Raw genomic sequence first — 23,820 nt, 5'->3', positions numbered from 1 at the left:
TTATGGAAGGAATACTAATTGTAATTATTAGTGTTCCTTTTTTAGTTTTTAAAAATTTCTATGTAACAATAATAAATAGCAAATAGACTTAAGAATAATATGCCTGCATAAGTAAGCAATTGCAACCATTTTTTAGGTTGATGTTGTTTGGGAACATCTTTACTCATTACATTTTTAAGGTTCATATACCCAACTACAGGAGCAACAACAAAAGAAACAAACGTAGCTAAAGCAACAACTTTACCCATATTAGAGTTAAAAAATACAATTACACCTAAGTTTATAAGGGCTAAAATTAGTACTGCTAAAGCAAAATAAGAGTTCTTTTTTGGTTTTGTTTTTTCTGGTTTAGCCGTTAGTTTTTCAATAACATCTATGCTTACTCGCGCAATAGCATCATGTGCCGTCATACAAGAGCTAAACATTGTAGCAAATGCAGCAGTAGCAACAAAAATGGTTGTCCACTCCCCAATATGTACTGTAAATAAATTAATTAGCTGTTCTGCAAAACCAACAGCATTTGCGCTTATTTGCGTGTTGGTACCGTAAAGCGACATACAGCCAATAGTCATAAAAAAAATAGCTAGGATGGCAGTTACAATGTACCCAAGATTAAATTCGGATAATGCTTCTTTTATATCTAGTTTTTTGTTGGTCGCTTTTTGCTTTTCTATAGTCCACATACTTAGCCAACTAGATGTTTCAACAGCAGTAGGCATCCATCCTACTAAGCCAATGATAAATAAAATACCCGCATTATCAAAAAAGGGCATTGGTGTAAAGTTTGGTACTTCATCAACCTTACCTTTAAAAACCACAACTGCGGTAGTAACTAGTAATGCTATGACTAATATTGAAACAACAATTTTTAATGATTTTTCTAAAAATGTATATCTACCTATAATAAGTAAAACAGAAATAAAACTAAAGAGAAGAAAAGCAACTAGACTTATAGAGGTGTTTGTTAAGTTAAATAAATTAATTAGCAAGCCAGATGTAACCAAATATAAAGCTGCTAGTATAGTAAATGTAGATATTAGTGTTATTATAGCATAAAACCATAAGTAGCCTTTGCCTCGGTTTAAATAACCTTCTATTAATGTTTTGTTGGTAACGTTAGTGTACCTAATTCCAAACTCAAAAAAAGGATATTTTAAAATGTTAGCCAATATAATTGGTATAAGCATTAACCAACCATATTGAGCGCCAGCTTTTGTAGAAAGTACCAAGTGAGACGTTCCTATCGCCATACTGGCAAATAATAGCCCGGGACCTAAGTTTTTTAATACGGATTTAATTTTTTGCATTGGTATTGGTTTATTCTATGATTATTTTATCACCATAGAATTTTGGTTCTGTATTAAGTAATAAATCTACAAAAACTTTTACGCGTGCTAAATATTCTCTTGTTTGCACTTTTAATCCGGCTTTACCTTCTAAGTCTATGGCGTTAAAACCAATTGCTTTTAGGCCTTTTTTTTCGGCAAGATAAATGGCTCTTTCGTTATGAAACTGTTGAGAAATTACGGTAACCTTATCTAAACCAAAAACTAAATGTGCGCGTACCATAGAATCTAAGGTTCTAAAACCAGCGTAATCTAAAAATATTTTATCAGCAGGGATACCCTCTTTTACGAGTGCTCTTTTAAAGGTGTCTGGCTCATTGTAATATTTACTTCCATTATCACCACTAACTAAAATAAAATCTATTTTTTTTGCATTGTATAAAGCAACAGTAGCATTTATACGGTGCACATAATAAGGATTAGGACTACCGTTAACCAATTTGTTTGTTGTGCCTAAAACTAAGCCAACTTTATTGTGTGGTATAATAGTAACATCATTATAGTTTTTTTTGCTAGCTGCATTTTTAATAATAGCATTAGAGCAAAAAATTGCCAAGAAAGGCAATAGCACTAGTATAGAAATTATTATGATAAGTTTTTTTTTCATACTAGTTAAAGGTACAAAATTGCCCTATAGATTTGCTGAAAATAAAAGAATGTTAAACATTATTTTAGGCGTGTATAATAATTTAACTTTATTGGCATAAAATATGATGTATTTCTTACAATTACAGAAAAGACATACAAACCAAAAAAACCACCACTTTGAAAAAAATATCCTTGTACCTTTTTGCTTTTTTTATACTATCCTCTTGTGCTAGTGTAGACAAGTACAATCAAAAAATATCTACATTACATAGCCCAAAAGAATTGCAAAAAGATGTAGATCTAGCATACAGAAAGCTAAAAAGATTACATCCTAGACTATACAATTATACGCCTAAAGAGGAATTAGATGCTACGTTTTTAGAATTGAAAAACAGTATTGTAGAACCTATGACTACCTATGCTTTTTATGAAAAATTAACACCAGTAATAGGTGCAATAAAACAAGGTCATGCGGGCGTTTCTATTCCAGCTAAAAGGTATCATAAAAAAGAAAGGAAAGCTTTAAATGAAAAGAAAAATGAATTTACTTCTTTAAGGTTTGAGTATGTAGAAGGTGCTGTATTGGTTAAAAATACACTTGGAGAAGATAGTACAATGGTAGGCAGTGAAGTTGTTAAGTTGGGAGATGATTCGGTTGATGATTTATTAAAAAAATATAAAACTTATTTTTCGTCAGACGGATTTAACACTACTTTTTATAACACATTAGCTGCGCGTAAATTAAGTAGTTTTTATTATAAAGAAAAAGGAAGATTAGATAGTATAGAGGTAACATTCTCTAAAAACGATAGCTTATACAATAAGGTATTTAGAAGAATACCTAAAGACTCTACACGTTTTGCAAAAGTAGAAGCCGATACTTTGCCAGATGTAAAACCTTTAAAAAAGACTAAGGAAGAAAAGAAGTTAGCTAAACTAGCTTATAAGAAAAAACTAAACGACAATTATAAGTATGGATATAATAAGTCTGAAAAACAAAACACAAGAAATTTAGACTTTATAGGCGAAGATAGTACTATTGCTTATATAAAAATTAGAGGTTTTAGTAATGGTGATTATGAATCGTTTTACAAAGAAGCTTTTGAGAAAATTGATTCTGTTAAGGCTAAAAATTTAATTATTGACTTACGTAATAATGGAGGTGGTAGATTGGTAGAAATTCACGATTTGTATTCTTATTTAGCTCAAGAGGAATTTAAGTTTGTTGAAGAGGGAGAAATAAAAACAAGATTTCCAACAGTAAAATCTTTTATGTCTCGTAAAAGCTCTGTTGGCGGTACAATTTTTAAATCCATATATGTTCCTGCCCTATTTTTTAGAGACTTATTTAAGTCGCATAAAGATGACGGTAAGTTGGTATATAGGTTTAAGCAATCTAAAATTACGGAACCAAAAGAGAATAATTACAAGGGTAATGTATATGTATTAGTAAATGGGGGTTCTTTTTCTGCTAGCTCTGTATTCTCTAATTTTGTAAAGGCAAACAAGAGAGGGGTAATAGTTGGTGAAGAAACAGGGGGTGCATATAACAGTACAGTAGCGGGGCAAACAAAAGAGGTTATTTTGCCAAATTCTAAAATAAAATTACATTTTGGCCTAATGGTTTTAGAGACGCCGTATAAAACAGCAGTTGATGGTTATGGCGTACTTCCAGACGTGACTATTATACCTACTTTAGAGGACCGGGAAAATAATAGAGATCCAGAGTTAGAGTGGATCTTAAATAATGTAAAAAAACAAGTTTTTTAGACTACAGAATAACAAAACACTTGTTCTACAACGGTTAACAAGTGTTTTGCAACATTTATTATGGATGTTTTGTATAAGGCTTTAGTTTTACCGTAGATAACTAAACCCCAAACAAAATGAAAAAAATAGCAATACTTATTGTATGTACTATTATGGCAGCTAATTTGTCTGCCCAAGAAGGATTAAAAATAGGTATACAAGGTGGTATTCCTTTAGACGATTTTACAGATGATGTAAGTTTAATGCTTGGTCTAGACGTTGGCCATATGTGGGCTTTGGGCGAAGTTGTAGATGTAGGTGTAACAGCAGGTTACATTCACGGTTTTGCAGAAAAATACCATACAGGTACAATTGCAAACGATTTACCTAGTATTCAGTTTTTAAAAGCAGCTGCTTCTGTACGTTTTTGGACATCTAACTCCTTTTCTTTTGGTGTAGATGCCGGTCAGGGTTTTGGTCTAAACGATGATAACGATGGTGGCTTTTATTACCGACCTCAGTTAGGATATTTAATGGGCGAAAGCACAGAATTAAACCTATCTTATACAGGTATACAATTAGGTGATAGTACAGAGTGGTCTACAGTATCTATAGGTATTATGTATACTATAAAAACTATAAAAAGATTTTAAATACATATAATATAATTGCGCTATGCTTATATTGGTATAGCGTAATTGTGTTTTATTTCTCCCATTACAAACGTGCTATGTGTGCTACCAACACTTTTTACAGAACCTAAGCCGTTTAATACAAAATCCTGGTAATGCTTCATATCTTTTACTTGCACTTTAAGTAAAAAGTCAAAATCGCCAGAAATATTATAACATTCGGTTACTTCTTTTATAGACATAATTTCACGAACAAAATTGTGTCCAATATCCTTAGTATGTTGTTTTAATTTAATATTACAAAAAACAGTTAATCCTTTTTCTAGTTTCTCTGCATCTAAAACGGCAACATACTTTTTTATATAACCGTTTCTTTCTAGTCTTTTTATTCTTTCAAAAACCGGCGTAGTAGATAAGTTTACTTTGTTCGCCAATTCTTTAGATGTTAGGTTTGCGTTTAATTGTAGCAATCTTAAAAGTTGCACATCTATTTGGTCTAAGTTCTTCATAGAAAATTTGTCTAAAAATTAGTAGCAAACAAATATATAAAAGATTATTATTCTTTTTAGAGTATATTAAATAGTTCTTATTTCTAAATTTAACATATTATTTAGCTAAAATATTTATTATTGTAAACTTTGCATAGAATAATAAATTTATAGTGATATGAAGACTAATGTGTTAGGTTACCCAAGAATTGGAGCTAATAGGGAGTTAAAAAAAGTATGCGAAAAGTACTGGAAAGGTACCGCTACTAAAACCGAATTAGTAGATATGGGTAAACAGTTAAAACTTTCTAATTGGACATTAATGCAGGAGGCGGGAGTAGACCTAATTCCGTCTAACGATTTCTCTTTTTACGATCAGGTTTTAGATGCAAGCTTAACCTATGGTTGTATTCCCAAAAGATATCAAGAAATTAAAGAAAAGGAATCTAAGTTAGATCTGTATTTTGCTATGGCAAGAGGGTTACAGAATAAAGACCACGATGTTACTGCAATGGAAATGACCAAGTGGTTCGACACTAATTATCACTACTTAGTTCCGGAGTTTAAGGCAAATCAAGATTTTCAGCTATTTTCATTAAAACCAGTAGAAGAATTTAAAGAAGCACTAGCGCATAATATTACAACGAAACCAGTTCTGCTAGGTCCGGTTACGTATTTGTTATTAGGTAAAGAAAAAGAAGCCGGCTTTAATAGAATAGATTTATTACATAATTTATTACCTGTATTTTATAATTTGGTAGAGCAATTGGTAAATGCCGGAGCCAAATACATACAAATAGATGAGCCTTGTCTTGCTTTAGATATAACAGATAAAGACAGGCAAGCCATAAGAAAAGTATATACAGAATTGGCACATAAGTTTCCGGAGTTACATGTTATTTTAACTAGCTATTTTGATTGTTATGGCGATAATTTAGAAACAGTATTACAGTTACCAGTACACGCTTTACATTTAGATCTGGTTCGTTGTTCTTTACAGTTAGATGATATTTTAAATGCTGATTATTTTAATAATAATACCATTCTTTCTTTAGGTTTAGTTGATGGGCGTAATATTTGGAAGAATAATTTTGAAGAGACACTAGCAACAATACAAAAGGTTGAAGCACAAATTGGTTTAGATAAAATATGGATTTCTAGTTCTTGTTCATTACTACATTCGCCTTACGATCTAGATTTAGAAAAGAATGAAGAAACATTGCCTTTTGCAGTAAAACAATGGTTGTCTTTTGCAAAACAAAAAGTTGATGAGTTAGTTACGTTAAAAGAGTTAGCAATAGGGAGTTCTAGTAAAGATGTAGCTAAAAAGCAAGAAGAAAACAAGAGGGCGCATCAAAACAAAAAAGAATCTTCAGTTATACATAATGCTGCTGTAAAGGCAAGAGTTGGTTTGTTAACTACAGATGATAGTGAGCGAAATTCAGAATTTTCATCACGCCAAAAAATACAAAAAGATCAATTAAAATTACCTATATATCCAACAACAACTATTGGCTCTTTTCCGCAGACAAAAGAGGTAAGGAGTTGGCGATCTAAGTTTAAGAAAAACGAACTTAGTCTAGAGGCATACAACGAGCTTATTAAAAAGGAAATTGAGGAGACTATACATTTTCAAGAAAAAATAGGCTTAGATGTTCTTGTACACGGAGAATGCGAGCGTAATGATATGGTAGAATATTTTGGAGAAAAATTAGAAGGTTTTGCAATCTCTAATTTTGGTTGGGTGCAAAGTTATGGGAGTAGGGCAGTAAAGCCGCCAATATTGTTTGGAGACGTATCTAGACCAGTGCCAATGACTGTAAATTGGTCTGCTTATGCACAATCTTTAAGCTCAAAAGTGGTAAAGGGAATGTTAACTGGGCCAGTGACTATTTTACAGTGGTCTTTTGTACGTAACGATCAGTCAAGATCTGAAACCTGTAAGCAAATAGCTTTAGCAATTAGGGATGAGGTTAAAGATTTAGAAGAAGTAGGTTTACAAGCCATACAGGTAGATGAGCCTGCTATAAGAGAAGGTTTGCCTTTACGTAAGGAGCATTGGGAGGCATATTTGTCTTGGGCGGTAGAAAGTTTTAAAATAGCTACATCTGGTGTAGCAGATAAAACGCAAATACACACCCATATGTGTTATTGTGAGTTTAATGATATTATACAGCACATTGCCAATTTAGATGCAGATGTTATTACTATAGAAACCTCTAGATCTAAAATGGATTTATTAAATGTATTTGTAGATTTTAAGTATCCAAACGAAATTGGACCTGGAGTTTATGATATTCACTCGCCACGTGTACCAGAAGTGTCAGAGATTGAAGAGTTGTTGCAAAAAGCAAGCAAGTTGTTACCTGTAGATAATATTTGGGTAAATCCAGATTGCGGATTAAAAACTAGAGATTGGCCAGAGACTAAACTTGCCTTAGAAAATCTAGTACAAGCAGCAAAAACAATGCGTTCTAAATTAGAAACAGCACATTAAGTTAATAGTATAAAAAAGCCTTTAGAATATACTCTAAAGGCTTTTTCTTAATTTTTATGTAGTTAGTTTTTAGCTAGTAACTCTTCTATTACTTCTTTTAACTTTGTAGGGTCGTTCGCAAATTTTTCTAAGTTTACTATTTCTACTTTTCTAAAATCTACAGGGTGACTCTCACTTTGCAAAGAAATGCTTCCGCTAGTTAATAGTTTTCCTTCTTTTGCTCCATTTTTTGGATCTAGCTGAGGTTTTGTATAACGTAAAACTTCTTCGCCGTTTACATAATGTACTATTAAAGAATCTCTTAAAACTAATGCTTCTGCACGTACCCATTGGTCTCCGTGAAAAGTTTTAGAAGATGAGTTTGCACAGTGTTGTTGTATAATTTCATCATTAAAAACATACTGTGTTCCTGGAGTACAAATGTTTGCTGTAGTGCGTTCGTCTTTACCGTTACCTCCTAAAAGTTGCATCTCAATAGAATTAGGAAAATCTTGATCTATAGTCATACTATTAGGCGATTGTCCGTGTAACATAAGTCCACTATTTCTAATAGCCCAACCTTCTCCACCTTTTGCTTGTTCGCCCACAAATCTATATTCTACTCCAATTAGGTAAGCAGCATATGGTTTTTTGTAAAATAAATGTCCGTATTGCTGATTAAAATCTCCGTAGTTATTGTAACGTACTTGTATGTTGCCATCTTTTACGCTAAAAGTGTTTGCGTAATTATCGTTTAAAGGATGAGTTCTAATTTTTATTTGCCAGTCTTTTAAGTCTTTTCCATTAAAAAGCTGTTTCCATTTTGGTTTGTTGTTGTTGCAACTTGCTAGAAAAAGTGCACAACTTAGAATAACTAGTGCGCTATAGGTTTTGGTTTTCATATGTTGGTAAATTATTTAGGAGGTGCTAAAGTATAAATTTAGAGGAGAGTAGTAATATATATGATGTTAAATGTGTAGAAAAAAACCTACACTATTAGCTTTTGTAGTTCTGCACTTGTGTAAAATCGTGTTTTATCTCACAAGTTTTACATTGTCAAGAGTACATTACCAATCAATATTTTTAGAGATAAAGGCAATTAAGCTGTTGGCCATTTCTTGTTGTTCTTTAATAGATGGATGACCCGGAGTTTGTTTGTAAGGCATAAAATGCGTATACATATTTTTGTCGTTACAATTTGCAACAGCTGTGGTAATAAACCCCATCCATTTAGAACCTTCTTTTGTTGCATCCATTGCGCCAAGAGCACATATAATTTTTGTATTAGGGTACTCTTTTCTTAAGCTGGTTATAAAGTTTTGGTATGCATTAATTATAAAAGTATCATTTGGTTTTTGATCTCCAAACCTGTGTTTAAACTCTTCATTTTCTGGCATATTTACAATCCAAGAATCGTTCTGAAATAAATTGACCACTACAACATCTGGTTGGTATAAGGAAAAGTCCCATATGCTATTTTCATCGTTAGGATCTAGCCTCTTGTATAACTCTGGCATAAGTAACGGAAACCAACTTACGGTTATTCCAATTCCGCTTTTACAAATGGCTCTATATTCGGCATTAAAATGCCTAGCAGTAATTGCAGCATAACTTAAATAGTTGTTAGTGTATGTGCTATCTGGTCTGTCTTTTCCGGTATAATCTTCTACGGCATAACCAGCAGTTATAGAATTGCCATAAAATTCAATTTTTCTGGCTCTAGGAGTATCTTTTGGTAGTGTTTTACCTTCTTTATTTAGTTTAAAGCCAAAAAAACTTGTTTTGCCTTTGTCCCATTCAGTTCTTTTAAACAACTCTACAGTATGTTTTCCTTGTTTAAGATTGTTTGCTAAGGTGTAATATCGTTTAGTGTTATCTAATCGTAATAATTTAGCACTGTCATTATCTACAAGAATATTATAGTAGTTATTGCCTTTTTCATCTTTTAATAAAGCCTGAATACGAGTTCCTTCAAAATTTAATTTTACAGATGTTCCAGACCAATGTAAATCTGTACTATCTGTAGTGGTGGTGTTTATTCTTCCCCAGTATTCTATAGCTGCATCTGTGTTGGGTATTATAACTTCCTTATTGCTTTTGCAAGAGGTAAATAACACAATTGATAAAAAGAAAACGTAAAAAGAAAACTTCATTTTAAATAATATAATAGAGATAATACATTGTTTTTAGAGCTAAAAAGTAGCTTAATAAATAGTTTTAAGGGCTCTTTTAATTTCTGATATAATTATAGAAATATCTTTTTCATTGGTGCGCCAATTTACGAAAGAAGCTCTAATTCCTTTAGTGTTTTTATACACTGTTGGCGTCATATACACTTTGCCTTCTTTGTTTAATTCTGTAATAAAAATATGTGTTTTACCTTGTTTATCCTTATCGCTTAAAGAGAAGCAAACATTATTTAGACGTGTAGGAGTTAGTAGTGTTAACTCTTTGTTTTGTATAATAAATTGCTCTAGTGTTTGTGCCATTTTAACTGAGTTTTCTACAATATCTTTGTAGCCATCTTTACCATAGGCAACAAGGGAAAACCAGGCTGGTAGCGCTCTTAATCTTCTAGAATTTTCAGGTAAAAAATTTAAATAATTAAAGTTTTTAGAAGGGTCTCCTAAATAAGGTGCATTAGAATTTTGAAATGTTTCTAGTTGTAATAAATTGTGTTTTTCTTTTACAAAGAAAACAGCACTGTCATAAGGTACATTTAACCATTTGTGACAATCTATAGTTATGCTATCTGCATTCTCCCAATCTTTAACTAAGTGTTTGTATTTTGGTGAGCAGGCTGCAAAAGCACCAAAGGCACCGTCTATATGCCACCAGAAATTGAACTTTTTATGTAATTTGCTTATTGCTTCAAAATTATCGAAATCTGCAGAGTTTACAGTTCCTGCGCTAGAAATAAGTATAAAAGGTTGATTGTTTAGGGCTTTAATTTTCTGCTCTAAATCATTAACATCTATAGACTCTCTGTTGCCTTCTTCAATTTTTATCTGCGTAACATTAGAACTACCCATACCTAGCATAGATAAAGATTTTATAGCTGAAGAATGTGGCACTGCAGATAATACATGTATAGTACTAGAAATACCATTTTTCGAAAAATCTTTTCCTTCCTGTTTGCCTACCCATTGTCTAGCAACGGCCAAACAAGTAAAATTAGACATTGTAGCGCCAGAGACAAATCCGCCTAAAAAATTATTTGGAAGATGAAATAAGTCTAGTAGTAATTTTATGGTTTCTTGTTCTATTTGTACAGATACATCACCTTGAGCGGTAGTGGTTTGTGGGTTTTGATCGTAAATGGTTGTTAGCCAATCGCCAATAACAGCAGCAGGTGTTGTACCGCCAACAACATAGCCTAAATATCGTGGGCCAGAAGAAGCAACAATTGTATCTTTAAACTTCTTATTAAATAGTTTTAGAGTGTTTAAGCCACCAATGCCTTCATTATCTAAGCTTTTGTTCATATTGTTTACTACGGGCAGGCTTGTCTTTTCTGTGTCAATATTTTTAAAATATGCAGTTCCTTGTTCTGCTACTTTTTGTAATAACTCTTCAAAATTAGTAAGATCTTTTTCTAATAATAGATTCATAAATAGTGTACTGTTTAAAAAATAAAAAAATGTTACTGAATTAGCTTACAAGTTAAAAAAACAAAACCACCTAAATGGTGGTTTGTATAAAATTATAAAACGTAAATATTAATGTTAATCCTCAATTTCTTTACCAACAGCAAAAGGCTCTAGAGACTCATTAATTACATTTTCTGTAATATGGTTTATATAATTACTAAGTGTTTTTAACGATACGCCCACAATAATTTCTAGTACGTTTTCAGGTGAAAATCCAGCGTTGTAAAAAACTTCTAAATCTTCATTAGATATGTTGCCTCTAGTATTTGTAATTTTTTGGGTTATGCTAACCAATACATCTAACCTTGCGTCTTCTATTGTTTTTTGTTTTCTAATTGCGTTTAACGTTTTAGATGATATTCCGTTTGCTTTAGCAGCTCTTGTGTGTGCAGCTGTGCAATATGCACAGTCGTTAACAATACTGGCAGCAAGTAATATTATATGTTGCTCACCTGTTGTAAAAGAAGTTGTAGAAAATATTTTAAATAAACTGTTGTACGCTTCTAGGGATGCAGGGGCACCGGCCATAAATTTAAATAGGTTTGGTACGGCACCATATTTTTCTTCCCCATATTTTAAAAGCTCTTTAGATGCTTCAGGAGCACTTTCTATGCTATGCTTTGTAAATTTTTTCATTATACTTTATTTTAAATTAAAGAAGAACAAAGGTATTAACGAATATTACGCATAGCAATGGACAAAGGTTCACTTTACAGAACTTCTATATTCCGTAGGTGTTTGTCCTGTTTTGCGTTTAAATACTTTGCTAAAGTAAAAATGATCTTCAAAATTCATTTCACTTGCAATTTCTTTGACCGTTTTATCTGTGTTTTTTAATAATGTTTTACCGTGCCATATTTGCTTTTCTAGTAACAGTTGGCAAGGCGGCAATGTGTTATTCTTTTTAGCGAGCTTGCTTAAATATTTTGGTTTTAAACCTAACTCTTTTTCATAAAATGAGATCGTATGTTGTGTAATATAATGCTTATCTATAAGTTTAGAGAGTTTTTCTATAATGTCCATTTTTTAGTGTATTTGGTTAGTTATTATAGGTTGCATTAAAATTAGCATTTGGTTTAAGGTATATAAATGTTCTGTTTTTATCAATAAAAAAGTCAAAACGCTTTAAAACATCTGTGCCAATAACACTAACATTTTGTCTGGCAATAGAACCTTTAAAAAAGCCAACGGGGACATTTATAAAATTAACCTTGCCTATGGCAAACAAAGGTAAGTTTGCTTTTTGCGTTTTTAGTATGTTACCATAAGAATCTTTTAATTCTTTGGTGTCTGTTATTTTTAATTGTGTGTCTAGTTTGTTTTTGTTCGCAAAAGCATCATCATATAAAATAAAACCAGCATAACCGGAGTGTATTAAAAATTCATTTTTATATTTTTTAGATGCTATGGTACTTGTGCCGTTTATAAACATAAACCCATCTCTGTAGCTTAACGGAATTTTTTTATATCCTTTTCGTTTTTTAGGAAGCTCATTATAAATTGTAATTAGACCTTTTGTAACACTAATTTCTATAACCTGATTTTTAAATAAGTTTGGTCCAAATTTACCATCTGTTCCTGGTCCAGAGTTTTTGTTTTCCCAAATGGGTAGGTTTTTCCATTTAAAGTTTCCTATTTGTAGCGTATTATTTTTACTATATCTGGCAGTGCTTTTTCCTCCCCAGCTTTCTACAGTTTCTTCTTTGTTCCAGTTTATACTAGATATGCTTGCGGTGCTTTTTTCTATTAAAGTTAATGACTCTGCTGCAGTATGTAGCATTAGATTTATAGTGTCTTTTTGATTTAGAATAGCTTTTACCGCAATATTGTTTTGTGGTGTTATTGTAAAAGGAAAACTGCCAATAACGTTATCTCTGTTCTGTCCAATACTAGCGTATGTTATGCATAAGGCAATTACTAAAAATAAATAGTTTTTAATTGTCATAAACTTACTTTTTGTATACACCACTAATTAGTTCTAATTTATTGTCTTGTAAATGTTGTAATAGGTTTGTTAGCTTAGAAATGGTACTAGTGCCCATTAACATTTGCAAGCTAATTTTAGGTGCGCCAAATTCTTTTATTTTTGGTAGAAGGGTTTCAAAAAAAGAAATTCCGTTTTGTGTTTGGTTGGTTTGCTGCAATTCTGTTAGTCCAAGGTTCTTTAAAATTTGCTGCATTGTATTTTTAGTAAAAAGAAAGCTAAGATCTTCAGTACTAGCCCACGGCATTGGGTAACTAATTGGTTCTATATTTTTTTTAAAAATATCGTAATACAAAAAGTGTCCGCCTGGTTTTAGAACTCTATTTATTTCTGAGTATAATTTTTCTTTGTTCGGAATATTCATTTGTACGTGTTGCGTCCAAACTACCGAAAACGAATTATCTTTAAAAGGTAATTCGGTAGCGTCTCCTTGTATAAAAGTTGTTTTGTTATCTAGACCTACTAATTTAGATAATAGTGTAGCGGTTCTAATATATTCTTTACTAAGGTCTATGCCTGTAGTTTTGCAATTGTGAACATCTGCCAACATACGGCATGGGCCACCTAAGCCACAACCTACATCTAAAACTGTTTGGTTGTTTAGGTTTATACTTGTGGCTAATTCTTTAGATACTGCAGCGCCACGCACGTGAAACTCATCTACGCCAGCTAAGTTTGCTCTTGTTATTGTGTTTAAATCTAAATGTTGCTCAGTTAGTTTTTGAAGAATTTCCTGGTACAAGCCTTCTCTGTGGTAATTATTTTCTATGTGTTGGTTCTGGTTTTTCATTGATAGAACTAAAATACATAAAAGAAAAGCGGACTCTATAATGGGTGGTGTTAATTTTTAAAACAGATATAGAATGAGGAACTCTAGCTATAAAAATAGTCTATTAGTGTTGTAACGCTCCTTCTTTTTTAATGTTGTCTACAATAGTATTGGCTTCCTCTAAAGAAAAATTGCCTGTTATCTCTAGCTTACCTTGCTCAATAGGACTATTTACAATGGGTGCAATAATAATTTTACCATCTACGACTATGGCTAATGGTTTTTTAATATTCTTATAAGTTAACTCTTTAAAAGCAATTGTATTTGCCTTGTTAAAGACCATATGTATTACATATCTGTGGTTAATTGAAGATAAGCCAACCTTTAACTTTTTTAGGTTTGTTAAAAGTATAGCAGGCTCTTTTTTCAGCTGAAGTGTTTTTGTAAACTCTGTATAGCTTTGTTTTTTCTCTATGTAATTTACAACCTCGTAAATGCCATTAATTCTATCTCGTTTTTCTGTAGTAGTAATTTCATTGTCTTGTGCATAACAGCTGGTGTAACCTACAAGTACAAAAAGTAGTAGTAAAGCCTTAGAAATATGCATTGTTTTAAAATTTTAGGTAGATAGGTTGTGTGCTTGTTTTGTAACAGCAACAACTATTGGTTAAGGCTAAAATAGACAAATATTTTTTAGGAGGTATTTTTACTTACGTTCCAAATCTGTAATTAACAATGGGTTGCTTTCTTTTAATTTGTCTAAAAGACCTTTTGTTTTATTTGTACTAGGGTTTTCTTTAAGTTCTTGGTACTCTTTGGTGGTTAAACCTACCATTTGTAAAAACTGAACCTCGCCGTGTGGTGTGTTTATTACACCCAGTTCTTTGTCTATAACAAAAGCTAAAGCTATAATATCTGTATTGTAAGCTGCTCTAATTGGACCGTTTGCAGGTATTAAGTGGTATTCCTCGAACCATTTTTCTTTACTAAAAACGTACTTTCCTAAATTCTGAATTAAATTACACGCCCAGTTAATATTATCTTCATCACTGTATTTTTTAAGCCTAAAAGTAAGCTCAAAACCAAGGTTGCTGTATTCTTCGCTAACCGATTCTTCACTGTAATAGAGTTCCGAAAACCCATAAGAAATGTAATGAAAATGAGTTTCTTGTTCGTTACTAGTGTAAACACTAATGCCATCTATTGGTTCTGTACCTCCTAAAGCAAAAGGCAACTGAGGGGCAAAATGCTGCGGATTTTGCTCTGGATATATTTTTTCGACTACGGTGTCTATACAATCCCAGCCAACGGAATCTTCTTCTGTATATTTCTTTTTGTATTCTTCTAAGGTCATTGTTTTTATTTCTGATGTAGGTACTAAAGATACTAGATTTTATACCATTTCTTTTAAAACCTGTTCAGGAGTTTTTTCTTTGTTAATCATAGTCATTAAACCTGTATCCGAATAGAATAGTATTGGTCCAATTATTTTTTCTAGTTCAAAAAGAACCTTAGTTATTGTTTCCCAATTGCTCTTATAAAAACTTAACATTTCAGTAATTGGTTCGGTCTTAGATTTAATTTTGTCTGCGCTTATAATAGTGTAAGAGCCGTTATCTTCTTCTATAGTGCAACACCAACCATCTTCCTCATTAAAATTTATATTAAGTTCTAGAACAATGTCTAAGTCGGCAGCAATAATAGAATTTTTAAGATCTTCAACTGTTGGGTACCTACAGTCTATTTCTTTGGAGCAATCTATATCTAAATCAGAAATAATAGATTGCATAGACCCATTTCTTTTTTCATCGCATAATTTTTTTAATGGTATGCCGTAAATTTTATATCCCATAGTTTGTTTGGTTTTAACTTTTGGTTAGAATATTCTAATAGATATTAATTGCCTTTTTATGAACTGAAATATTTAACTCTGTGCTTTTGATAGAAAATTTTCAATCATAAATTGAGTAAATTTTATTTTTTCAATTAGTGAAAAGGTATTGATTAGTTGGTTAGACTTTACAATTACCCCACAATGTATAAACTATTGCAGTTACTTTATTACGGAATTCTGTAATTGGTAGGTTTTTATGTGTAGTTGGTTACTTAAAAAGTATAGTTTGCTTTTTTAGTGTAAAACAAGATGCTTAAAAAGTTATTTTCTATTCTTTTTTCAACTTATATTCTCCCCAAGGATATTTCATTTTTAGGGTGTTTTTATGCAATGCAAAACTATACCTAGCAAAATCTATAATTGCATATCTAGATAGTCTGTCTATAACTACTTGTTCTGTGTTTTGTGGTATGTTTATTTCTAGGTAGTTGTCTTTGTGGTTGGTGTTTGGTATGTACATTTCTATTCTTACAACACCCAAACGCTTAGGTATTTCTAGTATGCCGCCATAATTGTAATCTACCTCTATTTTGTTATTTTTTGCATCGTAAAAAAAGAGTTGTCTGCCTGCTGTAAATTCTTGTTCTCCAGAATCGTAAAAATATTCGTCTTCTTTAAAGAAAGTCTTTTCATTAGCTCTGTTAAAAAACACTGTTAGGATCCCTTTTTTTAGGGACTCTTTTTTAAAGCTAACTTTTGGTTTTATTTGGTTAGATGGGCGTAAGTATATACTGTCTCCTTTTTGGGTGTAGTTGCCATACGAAAGTGTAATAGTCTCGTAGCAAACTTGGTCGTCTGTAAATTTATAGCTAAAACTTTGGTCTGCATTTAATGTTAGTTGTACGTCTTGCGAAAAACCGTCACTTGTACTACCGCTATAATAATGGTAGGTGTTGTTTTGTGCTTGCAATTGTATGGCAACTATGTAAAGAATAAAGAGAATCAGTTTTGTTTTCATACTATAGTTTTTACGTGCCTTTAATTATTTCTAGGGCTAAGTCCTGTATTTCTTCTGCAACCTCTTCTGGTGTTGGCTGTGTGGCAATACGTTTAAATTCTGTTAGTAATTTTGGTGCAATTGGTGTTGTTGCATTTGTGCCAAAAACTAAAACAAGCCAGTATTTCCAGACTTCGTCTTTGCCTTTTAAAACGGTAATAATATCGTCTGTAATATGTACAGCAATAGTTTGTAAATACAATGCCATTGGGCCTGCAACTGGCCAGTTTAAATCTTGTAACCAGGTTAATAGTTCTGGTACTATTGGCTTAATTTCTTTATAGCTGTAATTTTTTAAAAGCGTTACGGCTTCTGTGTCTCCTTTATGTTTTGGTGCTTGTGGTTGCACTATTATTTTTCTTTTTTAAATCCTTGTTTGGTTAGTTTCCATTGGGTAAGCGTTTGTTCGCTTTTGTAAAAACCAGTTTCTTCATCTTCTGGGTAACTAAAATAAGACAATAATTTTTTGTCTGTATCGTACTTTATTTTAATTTCTTGTCCGCGATTTGCTCCAGTAAAAATATCATCTTGCTCAAAAAAGGCAGTATCGCTTTTTTGTAATTCTCCGTTTACAATTTCATATACTTTTGCTGTGCTGTAATGTTGACCACCGCAACAGGTTCCCCAGCCTAATATTAAGTAGTGCGGTTTGTTGTTAATTTCTATATTGTGTACGCCAACTATAAAAATACTTTGTCCGCCATCATCTACATCTTTTAAGTCTATGTATTTAATAGACTCGTCATTGGTTTTATATTGCGCATATATAACAGAAGTGTGGCAGCATCCAGTATCTCTTTCTTCCCAAGTGTATGTTTTTACAATACTGTCTAGAGAATATTGTATGCTTATGTGTTTAGATAAGCTATCGTAAGGATTTGTAAAACTTGTAGAGTCTTTAAGGTGTTCTAAAAAACGCTTTTTTACAAAAGGAATCATACTATAAGACATTTCAAAATCTACTTGATGGTAGGCTTTAAAAGTAGACGTAAGCAGCTCATCAGAATAATTATAATCTTCTTGTGCTAATGTACTATTGCATATTACAAATGCAAAAAATAATATTTTAAGTTGCTTCATTGCTTTTGTTTTATTGTTAGCTCGCTTTTCTAATAATTATGTTTTTCCACTTTAAGGCAAACATAACGGTTATGCCAATTAAGCCAAGACTAAAAACATAATAACCAATACCTATTGCCTTGTGTATACAGAACGATGTTAAAAACAGAAAAAATAGAATGCGTAGTACGTGCCACATTGATGAGCTAATCATATCTGATGTTTTAATAACTTCAATATTGAAATCATTTTTTCCTAGAATTTTTATTGGAAAAACATTGCTTTTTTTATCTCCATATTTGACATAAATGGTTTTAGAGTTCTCTGTTAATTCTACTTCCATTTTATTTGTAAGTATACCCAGTTCTTTATTGTCTAAAAAAAGAGTAATGGGCTGGTTAATTTTTGACTTTAAATTAATGTTTATTGTTTTCATTCTATATGTTGTTAGGAGTAATCGTTGTAGGGAATGTCTAGTTTTTTAAGCTGTTTAATTATATTTTTTTCTCTTTTAAGGCTTATAAAATCTATAGGTATTTTAAAGTCTTTGTGGTAGATAGTATGTATAATTATTAGTGTAGTTCTGCTTCTTCCGCCTCTTATAATTTCTTTAGAGGCATATGTTATATCTTCTATTGGTATTACAGTTTTGATAAACGGATTAATTAATTTTTTAATTACAATATAATCTTTAGAACTTTCTATATATCCCATATTAAAAGTGAAAAGAAGCGTAAAAAAAAATGTACCTATACTAAACAAAAAATAACCTGGGTCTAAATAGTTGGTGGTACATAGGTCTATTAGTAGTATAAGAGTAGTTATTACTGCCGTTGCCATTAGTATTCTAATGCCAAAAATATAAAATGGTATGGGTGTAGTTTTGTTGGTAATATTAATTCTGCTGTTCTCTATTGGTTTGCTTTCTTGTACTTGTTTTTTACCAAGTTTATTATCAAGGAACAAACGTATCTTCCAAAAGTTGGAGTAGTATGTTTCTTTTAGATGTATTTTTTTGTTGTTTTTTAAGTGTATGGTTAGTCCTTTTTCATAAATAGTAAAGAACATAAATTTAGAAGGTACAGAACTGTAAAGATCTAGATTAAGTACATCATTGTAGTTATATGTTTTAAATGGGCCTACTCTAATATTTTTAGAATTAGCTCTAAAAAAAACTAGGCTCTTTGCTATTATATAAAATCCGTACAATACAAAAGCCATAAAAGCAATTAAAAATAGTATAATCTCTTCTTTGGTAACTAAAAGGATATAAAGAAAAAACAATACAGCAACTAAAAAAAACAACAAGAATACGTACAGCAAATTGAATCTGCTTGTTACGGTTGTATTTTTTGAATTATTGCGCATCTTACTTTAATTATAAGCACAAATTATAAAATACAATAAAGATTGTAAAGCTTCAATGTTTATTTGTAGCAGGTAGGTTTATTATCGTAGTAAAATAGTAGCTAGTTAAAGATAAATTTGAAATCGTTAAATGTGTACATAAGATGTGTTATTTTTTTACTTCTTTTCTATAAGCATTTAGTATAAGAACAGCCATAAATAGCCATATTAGTCTATACAGCCAAATATTTACATCTTTTCCAAAAAAGAACACTGTTTCTGTATCTCTAAAAAAACTGTATGCAACATTTGCTAAGGCAAGTATACCTCCAATAATTAAAATTGTCTTTCTCATAATAGCTACTTTTATTTATTTTTTCTTTGATTGTATTTCCTTTTTGTCTTTATCACTTTGTATCTAAAATCATCATAAAATAGACTTACTAATAAGAGTACAGCGGCAACAATTAAGGTGTTTAGTTTTAAATCTATTTTAGAGTAGAGTAGACCTCCGACTAATCCGCCAGTAAAAAAGAATAGTATAATATAAATTCTAAGTTTAATAGTCGATTTTAGTTTGTCTCTTTGAGTGTGGACTTTTGGAAAAAATAGTTGAGAAATTTCAATTCCTAAATCGGTAAAAAGCCCTGTTAAGTGTGTTGTTCTAACGACTGCATTAGAAATTTTTGTTACATAAGAATTCTGTAGTCCCATAGACAAAAGTAGTAAGCAGGCAATTAAATCTGGATACTTTATAGAGGTAAAATTGCCAAGCATAGCAATGGCTATTAAAATTACCGATTCTAATACCGTGGGTAATACAAAAACATTTAGTTTTTTGTTTTCTCTGTACTTTTCAATTAAAAAACTAGATAAAAAAGAACCTAGCAGAAAAGAGAATATATAGAGAAAGTATATGGTTCCTTTCCAGAATTTAAAATTAGTAACATCGTACATAAATAATGCAAAATGCCCTGTAACATTGGTGGTTAATTGTTTAAAAGATAAAAAACCAGTAACATTTACAATACCGGCAACAAATGATAATACCGTAGCAATTTGTAAATTATGTTTTAATGTTCTGTTTTTTCCTTGGTGTCTAAACATATACTCTTTATTTAGTCATAGATAATCTATGGAGTGTGTCTTCCTTTAAAGATATTTTTAGATCTAGTACTGTTGTGCTTTTTTATTGTTCGGCAGCAGCACCTAAAAATATAATGCCTAACAAAACCATAGCGTAAAAAGCAATCCATATTAAAGAAATTACTACGCCAGCAATGGCAAAACCACGAGGACGTTTAAAAAGACCTATTATAGAGAAAATAAGACCTAAGATCCAGATTAAATGTCCAATTATAGGAATGCAGTATAATATGTAAGCAATTATAGATATTATAAACCCAGCTACACCCATACCGTTAGAGTTGCTATTGTTATTTTGGTTTATAATAATTGGTTGCGCTTGTATTGGTTGCTCTTGGTTGTGTTGTTGGTTTTGTTCTTGGTTCCGTGGTACTAATTCACTCATAAAAAATGTGTTATCTAGCTCTAAAGTAAACAATGTTTTCTTAAGTGTGTAGTTGTTTTAGTTTAGTAGTAATGTGTCTTTTTTTTAATAAAACAAAGGAAGTGAAATAGTACGTATAAATAGTATCTGTATGTAAAAAAAATAAAGTTATAGAAGAGTAACTAAATAGGAGAGAGGGAAAGATAAAAGTTATTAAAAAGCAAAAACCCTTGAAAATCGTTAGATTAACAAGGGTTTTGTACTCGAGATGGGACTTGAACCCATACGGACTAATGTCCATTGGATTTTAAGTCCAACGTGTCTACCAATTCCACCACTCGAGCAAATTAGCTGTTATTACTAACAGGCAATTGGTATAATTTTTTCTGAGCGAAAAAAGGGATTCGAACCCTCGACCTCCACCTTGGCAAGGTGATGCTCTACCCCTGAGCTACTTTCGCAATTTTTAATGAACGTTACATCTTTGTTAGATGCGGGTGCAAATTTAAGACAATTTTCTAAATCACAAAGCCATTTTTAAAAAAAATATTAATATTTTTTTTGTGTTTTATTTTACTCGTTTCAATTGTCATAAAATGAGCAGTTTACGGCTACTCTTTTTTTTGTGCAGATAGTAATCTTTTTATTTCATTAAGCTTCATTAGTGCCTCTACGGGTGTTAGCGTGTTTATGTCTAGGTCTATTATCTCTTCTTTTAGTTCTATTAATAACGGATCGTCCATATTAAAAAAGCTTAATTGCATTTCGTTTTGGGCATCTGTTAGTTTTGTGGTAAGCTCTTCACTAGAGTGCGATTTCTCTAATTTTTTAAGTATTTTATTTGCTTTGGAGATTACTTGCTGTGGCATACCTGCCATTTTTGCTACGTGTATACCAAAACTATGCTCGCTACCGCCAGGAGTAAGTTTACGTAAAAAGAGCACATTGTCTTTTAGTTCTTTTACAGATACGTTGTAGTTCTTTATGCGGCTAAAAGTTGCTGTCATCTCATTTAACTCGTGGTAGTGCGTAGCAAATAAAGTTTTAGCCTGTGTTGGGTGTTGGTGTAAATACTCAGATATTGCCCAAGCTATAGAAATACCATCATAGGTACTTGTACCACGGCCAATTTCATCTAGTAATACCAAACTACGGTCAGACAAGTTGTTAAGTATAGAGGCAGTCTCGTTCATCTCTACCATAAAGGTAGATTCTCCCATAGAGATGTTATCACTTGCACCAACTCTAGTAAATATTTTGTCTACGTAACCAATTTTAGCGGCTTCTGCAGGCACAAAACTACCCATTTGTGCTAAGAGTACAATTAATGCTGTTTGGCGTAATATGGCAGATTTACCACTCATATTTGGCCCTGTAATCATTATAATTTGTTGTTCTTCTCTATTTAGGGTAACATCGTTAGCAATATATGCTTCACCAACGGGTAATTGCTTTTCTATAACTGGGTGTCTTCCGTTTACAATTTCTAAATCTGTAGAATTGTCTATTACGGGAGAGGTGTAATTGTTTTCCGTTGCCAATTGCGTAAAACCACATAGGCAATCTAATTGTGCAATTAACTGTGCGTTGTGTTGTACGGGAGCAATATATTCTTGCATCCAAACTACGAGCTTTGTAAATAATTGTAGTTCTAATGTTTGTATACGCTCTTCTGCACCTAAAATTTTACTTTCGTATTCTTTTAATTCTTCAGTAATATAGCGTTCTGCGTTTACTAGGGTTTGTTTACGTATCCACTCTTCTGGCACCTTGTCTTTGTGTGTGTTACGTACTTCTATATAATATCCAAAAACATTATTGCTAGCTATTTTTAAAGAGGAAATTCCGGTACGCTCGGTTTCTCTTTCTAACATTTTGTTTAGGTAATCTTTACCAGAAAAAGCTAAACCACGTAGCTCGTCTAACTCGGTAGAGTATCCTTTTGCTATAGTTTCGCCTTTAAGCATATTTACAGGTGCATCATCGCTAATCATTTCTTTAATTTTAGCGCGTAGCATATCACAACCGTGCAATTGGTCTCCTATAAGTTTTACAGCTTCGTTTTTGCTAGTACTAGTTAATTGTTTAACCGGTACTATAGCTTCTAAAGAATTTTTTAGTTGTACTACTTCTTTGGGTGATATTTTAGCAGTGGCAACCTTAGAGATTAATCGCTCTAAATCTCCCATTTGTTTTATAGACTGTTGCAATTTATGTAGTGTAGTCTCATTTTTTTGCAAATAAGATATTACCTGGTGCCTTCTTGTAATTTTATCTACATTTTTTAGCGGTAATGCCAACCAACGTTTTAGCATACGACCACCCATTGGTGATATAGTTTTGTCTATAACATCTAAAAGTGTAACCGCATTTGGGTTGTAAGAGTGGTATAATTCTAGGTTTTTAATGGTAAACCTATCCATCCAAATATATTCCTCTTCTGCAATACGTTGTAATGTGTTTATGTGTTGTAGTTTGTGGTGTTGTGTCTCAGATAAATAATGTAAAACAGCACCAGATGCCATAATACCTTGTTCTAAATGGGCAACACCAAAACCTTTTAAAGTAGCAGTGTTAAAATGTTTGGTTAAGGTTTCTTGTGCGTAGTCTTCTTGAAAAATCCAATCTTCAGTAAAGAAGGTGTGAAACTGAGTGCCAAAAACCTTTAAGAAATCTTTTTTATGATTTTTAGAAACTAAAACTTCATTAGGTGCAAAGTTTTGTAATAGTTTATCAATTTGTTCTTCTGTTCCTTCCGAAGTTAAAAATTCTCCGGTAGAAATATCTAAAAATGATACACCAATTTTTTTACGTCCAAAATGTACTGCACATAAAAAGTTATTTGTTTTGGCAGATAAAATATCATCATTTAAAGCAACGCCAGGAGTTACTAATTCTGTAACACCTCTTTTTACAATTGTCTTTGTTTGTTTAGGATCTTCTAACTGGTCGCAAATAGCAACACGCTGTCCTGCTTTTACCAATTTTGGCAAATAGGTGTTTAAAGAATGATGCGGAAACCCTGCTAATTCTATTTTTTCGCCGCCATTGTTTCTGTGTGTACAAATAATACCAAGAATTTTTGATGCTTTTATGGCATCTTCTCCAAAGGTTTCGTAAAAATCTCCAACCCTAAAAAGTAACATAGCATCTGGGTACTTTGTCTTAATAGTGTTGTATTGCTTCATTAAAGGCGTTACCTTTTTCTCCTTAGGTTTACTTGTTTTTGACAAATTGAAAAAATCTAATTGTTAGCTTAAAAAATGTAAACGAATTTAAGTTTTTCTCTTTGGTTACAAAACCTTTGTTGATATTTGTGGATAAGTTTACT

Annotated in this window: 25 protein-coding genes and 2 tRNA genes; 3 read left to right on the top strand and 24 right to left on the bottom strand. The window is 31.9% G+C overall.

Annotation, left to right across the window (positions count from 1 at the left end; translation table 11 throughout):
• Positions 1-41: 41 nt before the first annotated feature.
• Positions 42-1,307, bottom strand: coding sequence for an NRAMP family divalent metal transporter (locus BT107_RS08895; protein WP_072303433.1), 1,266 nt, complete (start codon positions 1,305-1,307; stop codon positions 42-44).
• A 10-nt stretch (positions 1,308-1,317) separates the two neighbouring features.
• Complete coding sequence (locus tag BT107_RS08890) at positions 1,318-1,953, bottom strand: SanA/YdcF family protein (RefSeq protein WP_072303432.1); 636 nt, start codon at positions 1,951-1,953, stop codon at positions 1,318-1,320.
• A gap of 158 nt (positions 1,954-2,111) precedes the next feature.
• On the opposite strand from BT107_RS08890, the gene BT107_RS08885 reads away from it, so the two are divergent.
• Together BT107_RS08885 and BT107_RS08880 are read left to right on the top strand one after the other, a co-directional pair.
• Entirely contained in the window at positions 2,112-3,704 is a 1,593-nt protein-coding gene (locus BT107_RS08885; protein WP_072303431.1) for a S41 family peptidase, read from the top strand.
• Positions 3,705-3,820: 116 nt separating this feature from the next.
• The gene (locus BT107_RS08880) at positions 3,821-4,336 is read left to right on the top strand and encodes an outer membrane beta-barrel protein (protein WP_072303430.1); all 516 of its coding nucleotides are present in this window, start codon (positions 3,821-3,823) and stop codon (positions 4,334-4,336) included.
• Positions 4,337-4,362: 26 nt separating this feature from the next.
• Here the strand turns inward: BT107_RS08880 and BT107_RS08875 are convergent, their stop codons facing one another.
• A complete protein-coding gene (locus tag BT107_RS08875; RefSeq protein WP_072303429.1) occupies positions 4,363-4,824 on the bottom strand; it encodes an Lrp/AsnC family transcriptional regulator in 462 nt (153 codons plus the stop codon).
• Between the two features lie 157 nt (positions 4,825-4,981).
• On the opposite strand from BT107_RS08875, the gene metE reads away from it, so the two are divergent.
• A complete protein-coding gene (metE, locus tag BT107_RS08870) occupies positions 4,982-7,300 on the top strand; it encodes a 5-methyltetrahydropteroyltriglutamate--homocysteine S-methyltransferase (RefSeq protein WP_072303428.1) in 2,319 nt (772 codons plus the stop codon).
• A 62-nt stretch (positions 7,301-7,362) separates the two neighbouring features.
• On the opposite strand, the gene BT107_RS08865 is transcribed toward metE, so the two are convergent.
• The 21 genes from BT107_RS08865 to mutS all read right to left on the bottom strand — a co-directional run bounded on the left by BT107_RS08865 (position 7,363) and on the right by mutS (position 23,677).
• Entirely contained in the window at positions 7,363-8,181 is an 819-nt protein-coding gene (locus tag BT107_RS08865) for a 3-keto-disaccharide hydrolase (RefSeq protein WP_072303427.1), read from the bottom strand.
• Between the two features lie 165 nt (positions 8,182-8,346).
• A complete protein-coding gene (locus BT107_RS08860) occupies positions 8,347-9,432 on the bottom strand; it encodes an SGNH/GDSL hydrolase family protein (RefSeq protein ID WP_072303426.1) in 1,086 nt (361 codons plus the stop codon).
• A 51-nt stretch (positions 9,433-9,483) separates the two neighbouring features.
• Positions 9,484-10,890 carry a pyridoxal phosphate-dependent decarboxylase family protein gene (locus BT107_RS08855; RefSeq protein ID WP_072303425.1) on the bottom strand — a complete coding sequence of 469 codons (1,407 nt, stop codon included), beginning with the start codon at positions 10,888-10,890 and terminating at the stop codon, positions 9,484-9,486.
• A gap of 114 nt (positions 10,891-11,004) precedes the next feature.
• Positions 11,005-11,565: a carboxymuconolactone decarboxylase family protein gene (locus BT107_RS08850; RefSeq protein WP_072303424.1), complete on the bottom strand. Its 561-nt coding sequence runs from the start codon at positions 11,563-11,565 to the stop codon at positions 11,005-11,007.
• A gap of 69 nt (positions 11,566-11,634) precedes the next feature.
• The gene (locus BT107_RS08845; protein ID WP_072303423.1) at positions 11,635-11,952 is read right to left on the bottom strand and encodes a helix-turn-helix domain-containing protein; all 318 of its coding nucleotides are present in this window, start codon (positions 11,950-11,952) and stop codon (positions 11,635-11,637) included.
• A 16-nt stretch (positions 11,953-11,968) separates the two neighbouring features.
• Positions 11,969-12,874 (bottom strand): pepsin/retropepsin-like aspartic protease family protein, encoded by a 906-nt coding sequence (locus tag BT107_RS08840; protein ID WP_139254301.1) that lies wholly within the window; start codon positions 12,872-12,874, stop codon positions 11,969-11,971.
• Positions 12,875-12,878: 4 nt separating this feature from the next.
• On the bottom strand, positions 12,879-13,703 hold the full coding sequence (locus BT107_RS08835) for a class I SAM-dependent methyltransferase (RefSeq protein ID WP_072303421.1): 825 nt from the start codon (positions 13,701-13,703) through the stop codon (positions 12,879-12,881).
• A 103-nt stretch (positions 13,704-13,806) separates the two neighbouring features.
• Positions 13,807-14,289, bottom strand: a complete 483-nt coding sequence (locus BT107_RS08830; RefSeq protein ID WP_072303420.1) for a SecDF P1 head subdomain-containing protein — start codon at positions 14,287-14,289, stop codon at positions 13,807-13,809.
• A 99-nt stretch (positions 14,290-14,388) separates the two neighbouring features.
• A complete protein-coding gene (locus tag BT107_RS08825; RefSeq protein WP_072303419.1) occupies positions 14,389-15,036 on the bottom strand; it encodes a suppressor of fused domain protein in 648 nt (215 codons plus the stop codon).
• A 39-nt stretch (positions 15,037-15,075) separates the two neighbouring features.
• Positions 15,076-15,534, bottom strand: a complete 459-nt coding sequence (locus BT107_RS08820) for a hypothetical protein (protein ID WP_072303418.1) — start codon at positions 15,532-15,534, stop codon at positions 15,076-15,078.
• Positions 15,535-15,844: 310 nt separating this feature from the next.
• Positions 15,845-16,534 carry a hypothetical protein gene (locus BT107_RS08815; RefSeq protein WP_139254300.1) on the bottom strand — a complete coding sequence of 230 codons (690 nt, stop codon included), beginning with the start codon at positions 16,532-16,534 and terminating at the stop codon, positions 15,845-15,847.
• Between the two features lie 10 nt (positions 16,535-16,544).
• Positions 16,545-16,922: a DUF5071 domain-containing protein gene (locus BT107_RS08810; RefSeq protein WP_072303416.1), complete on the bottom strand. Its 378-nt coding sequence runs from the start codon at positions 16,920-16,922 to the stop codon at positions 16,545-16,547.
• 2 nt (positions 16,923-16,924) lie between these two features.
• On the bottom strand, positions 16,925-17,653 hold the full coding sequence (locus tag BT107_RS08805; protein WP_072303415.1) for a hypothetical protein: 729 nt from the start codon (positions 17,651-17,653) through the stop codon (positions 16,925-16,927).
• Positions 17,654-17,669: 16 nt separating this feature from the next.
• Entirely contained in the window at positions 17,670-18,068 is a 399-nt protein-coding gene (locus tag BT107_RS08800) for a hypothetical protein (protein ID WP_072303414.1), read from the bottom strand.
• Positions 18,069-18,079: 11 nt separating this feature from the next.
• Positions 18,080-19,000 (bottom strand): hypothetical protein, encoded by a 921-nt coding sequence (locus BT107_RS08795; RefSeq protein WP_139254299.1) that lies wholly within the window; start codon positions 18,998-19,000, stop codon positions 18,080-18,082.
• A gap of 148 nt (positions 19,001-19,148) precedes the next feature.
• Positions 19,149-19,334, bottom strand: a complete 186-nt coding sequence (locus BT107_RS08790) for a hypothetical protein (RefSeq protein WP_072303412.1) — start codon at positions 19,332-19,334, stop codon at positions 19,149-19,151.
• Positions 19,335-19,345: 11 nt separating this feature from the next.
• On the bottom strand, positions 19,346-20,086 hold the full coding sequence (locus BT107_RS08785) for a YoaK family protein (protein ID WP_072303411.1): 741 nt from the start codon (positions 20,084-20,086) through the stop codon (positions 19,346-19,348).
• Positions 20,087-20,168: 82 nt separating this feature from the next.
• Entirely contained in the window at positions 20,169-20,510 is a 342-nt protein-coding gene (locus BT107_RS08780; protein WP_072303410.1) for a hypothetical protein, read from the bottom strand.
• Between the two features lie 239 nt (positions 20,511-20,749).
• A tRNA-Leu gene (locus BT107_RS08775) sits at positions 20,750-20,833 on the bottom strand.
• 45 nt (positions 20,834-20,878) lie between these two features.
• A tRNA-Gly gene (locus BT107_RS08770) sits at positions 20,879-20,950 on the bottom strand.
• Between the two features lie 150 nt (positions 20,951-21,100).
• Entirely contained in the window at positions 21,101-23,677 is a 2,577-nt protein-coding gene (gene mutS, locus BT107_RS08765) for a DNA mismatch repair protein MutS (RefSeq protein ID WP_072303789.1), read from the bottom strand.
• Positions 23,678-23,820 lie beyond the last annotated feature (143 nt).

It is taken from the genome of Cellulophaga fucicola (assembly GCF_900119145.1).
GTDB lineage: Bacteria > Bacteroidota > Bacteroidia > Flavobacteriales > Flavobacteriaceae > Cellulophaga > Cellulophaga fucicola.
Note: the sequence above shows the minus strand (reverse complement) of the source record. Positions and strands in the feature narration are given on the sequence as shown.